This is a genomic window from Marinicrinis lubricantis (assembly GCF_042658665.1).
GTDB lineage: Bacteria > Bacillota > Bacilli > Paenibacillales > KCTC-33676 > Marinicrinis > Marinicrinis lubricantis.
The window spans coordinates 1-3,567 of the sequence record NZ_JBHSQV010000096.1; the positions used below are offsets into that span (position 1 = coordinate 1).

Below are 3,567 nucleotides of genomic sequence, written 5' to 3' on the forward strand. Positions count from 1 at the left end.
CACAAAATTAGCTTGTGATCGCATAAACCGTCAGTTGCAGCTTGATGTAGCTTAATTTTTGAACTGTAAATTTGTAGTCGGGTTAGTCTACAGTTTTTTAGAACGATGCATTATGAAATTGATTCAACTTAGTCATTCATTACACCACCTTTTATTTTAATGTACATGACTATATCGATAGTTGATCCAATTGACATCATGAGTTTGTACAGTTTTATAACCATTCCAGCCTTGATGCATTATAGCATCAACAGAAGATGTTGAGGCACTTGGATGTCCTAAACCGAGGTTATGTCCTATTTCATGAGTAACAACTTTTTGCCTTAGGCCTGTTGGATTTCCCCCATCAATGCTTTCTTCTACAGTCTTAGAATTAATTCTAGGTGATGCCCATGCGTAATGTGCGTCCTCATCTACTTCATTATAAACTGGGCTCGACCATGATGCATTACCCCACCACTCATCAGGATATCGGTCTACAACAATGTTCATTTGGGGAACAGATATTTCATTAGAATCCCAAGGAACTAGTTCAATTTTATTTTGTGAGCTATTCCAATCGCTAATAGAATCCTCAATGTCGTAACTACCACCTGAGTCGTCATAAATATCAATTACATAATGAACCTCTACGGGGTAAGTACGTCCAATTGGATACATGGCGCATATCATTTTTGTAGCGCCACCTTTTCTCTTTCATTTAGTTATTGTAGGTATAAGAAACACAAATTGCAGATGTTTTTTTTAGCCCCCCCCCATATAAGTAGTTTTCCGCGTTGCCATAGCCAAGGTCGGAAATCACGTTTTTGGGCTTCGGCAACGAAGAAACCGCCAATCGCTCCATATGCGGAATAAAGCACCGCGTATCCGTAGAACGCTGATGGATGCTGTAGAACAATACAAATTGGTTTTCCGTGGCCGCTTGAACATTATAGGCTGGCTTTAACTGGTCATTTATTTGTGATCTTTCTTCATGCGCATAAACGTGGCGGTTTAGATAGGTTTTATAGTAGCTTTTGCGATTGCCAAAGAAGGCTTTCTGCTGCTCTAACTTGGCGAACTGTAGAAAGAGATATCCTTCCGAATTTGTTTCAGCGGCATCTTCAAGGCAACGCGCGCTTTTGCGAGGCATTCCGTCTTCGCCGTCGTTGGTCTGTGTGAGCTGTAAGGTAAAGCCTTCAACTCTTTCCTCCAGACCGGTCGCTGCTTCTTCGAGATTGGTAGGGGGCTCTTCCGGGTCTGCCAATGCAAACTTGCTAGCTTCTTGCTGCGTGAGCATATGCGCAAGGGGGCCAGGTTGATGTGCTCTTGGAACGTTGTTTCAAACAGCTCAACCATAAGGGCTTTCATGCATACACCACGGAAATTGTACAAGGCACGAAATTATGGTTTTTCCTCGTCGACGAATATTACTGTTATTTCTCATAAATGCATAAGGTTTGAGCTTAAATAATCAACCAATTTCCAAATGTGGTATAATTGTACCAACATTAGCTGTTTTTAAGAGCATTAGGGGAGAATAAAAAATGTGCTTGGCAAATGGAAAAATTGAGAGAATTGCTGTTGATGCTGTAAGGAAAGAAGCGAATAAACCTGGCTCCTTCTTAAAGCCAGAAATAGCAGAGTCCGATAAAGGAATTTCGTTCGATGGTAACATTACGGTATATAGCGATGATTCAGAAAAGAAAGAATCTTTCTCAGGATTTGTACCGGTTCAAGTAAAGGGGACTCAAGTAAGGACGTTTCATTCAAATAATATTTCATTTTCTTTAGAACTGAAAGACTACCGTAACTATTTAAAGACAGATGGTGTAATATTATTCGTTGTTGAAGTTATGGACAACGGCGAAACTAAAATATTTTATAAGTCTTTGCTGAGCATGGAACTATCAATTCTAATCAGTCAATACGGGAAACAATCAACTAAATCTGTAAAATTAAGACCTTTAGAAGAAACAACACTATATGAAGTATGTCGGAAGTTTTTAAATGAAAAGACTTATCAAAGCAATTATTTGATAGGAAGAGATTACTCTATTTTTGATGAATTTACTGGCTTTAAGCTCAATAGTATGACATTTGATCCAAGCAATGTGAAAACAAGTAATATATTTGATCATGATTTTGTTCTTTATGGTGTTTTAGGGAAGATTCAATTTCCACTTTCTTTCGGAAGATTTGATAAGATATCTCAAAGAGATGTAATTACATTTAGAGCTAACGGAGAACTATTTGATCTAAATACTCAAATTATTATTGAAGAGCTTATAACGACCATAGAAATAGAAGAAATATTCAAAATTAAAATTAATCGAAAAGATAATAGATTCAATTACAAGTTTACAAAATTTCACTCTCTCGCCGCACAGTTGAGAGCTTTACCATTAATTATGAATCTTTTTTTAGGAAAAACAGTCGAATTTAACGGTAGTACTTTGAGTCTTGATTCAAATACAGAAAAATTAAAAGTTCAATACGAGAAAGTAACAAAACATTATGCAGAGATAAATGAACTTAAAGAAACGTTTGAATTCTTTGGTATTCCACTTGATACTGAATTTGAGAAAGGAGAGGATGCAAATCTCTTTGGTATACTTCGAACTTTAAGAAAAATAACACTTGAAAATAAATTAATTGGAATTAATCTTGAAGAGCCTGGAAGTGGAAGGTTAATTAATTTAAACATCGCAAATAGAAGAATTGTTGTGTTCTATGAACCGAAGAGTGACAAAATCCTTATAAATGCATTTGCTAATGAAGCGTTGAACATAAAGTGCTTCATAAAAAACGATATTAATGGTGAAGCAATTCCATATAGTATATATATATTGTTGAATATTGATTCGTTAACATCTTGTAATTTTAACCCACGAATTGTATGCGAGTCTTTTGATCAGTTTGATCCATTTATTGACGAAGTAACATTTACACATTCTATCAACTTTTGCTTAAAATGTATAAAAGCATTTGATAAGAGTGGTGATCGACGTTTACTAGATGTGGCTAAATATATAATTATGAAACATAACGAAAAACAAGGGAATAATCGAGATCATAATAATATAGTACTGATAAATTTATTACAAATAAATTACCGACTTTGCTCTGGCCTATCTGATCTCGAAACAAAAGCACTAATTAAACTGAAGTATGAGGAAATACAGAAAAATGACATAGGATTATTATTTTGTATTAATGTATTACTAAAGAACCGAACTGAAGCTCAAGCTGTGTATGAGCAATTGGATAATAAAACTCAAGAATTTTATAAAGAGTTACCTATATACGAAATTTACCATGATTTATTACAGATGTAATTGCTGTTTCAGTAAGTTCTGCGATGTCATTTGACCATATCCAATTAACGGATCATTTCAATGTTTAAATAACATATTTCTCTTTCAACTATAATAAATAATGAAGGTGAAATGAATACCAAAAAGGAGCATTCCTGTAATGAAGAAATTTGAGGTTTGAACAAAAAAAGCCCCCTTGGTATGATACGAGGTGTCCAAAGCTTCGAAGCAAAAAGGACCCTTAATTAATACCCAAGGAGGACTCAAAATG

The 3,567-nt window shown here is 35.1% G+C and carries 3 protein-coding genes; 1 reads left to right on the plus strand and 2 read right to left on the minus strand.

Annotated elements, in window-relative coordinates; genetic code table 11:
* Positions 1 to 156: 156 nt before the first annotated feature.
* Together ACFPXP_RS08335 and ACFPXP_RS08340 are read right to left on the minus strand one after the other, a co-directional pair.
* Positions 157 to 672 (minus strand): matrixin family metalloprotease, encoded by a 516-nt coding sequence (locus ACFPXP_RS08335; protein WP_379893770.1) that lies wholly within the window; start codon positions 670 to 672, stop codon positions 157 to 159.
* A 28-nt stretch (positions 673 to 700) separates the two neighbouring features.
* A complete protein-coding gene (locus ACFPXP_RS08340; protein ID WP_379893771.1) occupies positions 701 to 1,246 on the minus strand; it encodes a hypothetical protein in 546 nt (181 codons plus the stop codon).
* 280 nt (positions 1,247 to 1,526) lie between these two features.
* Between ACFPXP_RS08340 and ACFPXP_RS08345 the strand changes: the two genes are divergently transcribed.
* Positions 1,527 to 3,317: a DUF4365 domain-containing protein gene (locus ACFPXP_RS08345; protein WP_379893772.1), complete on the plus strand. Its 1,791-nt coding sequence runs from the start codon at positions 1,527 to 1,529 to the stop codon at positions 3,315 to 3,317.
* Positions 3,318 to 3,567 lie beyond the last annotated feature (250 nt).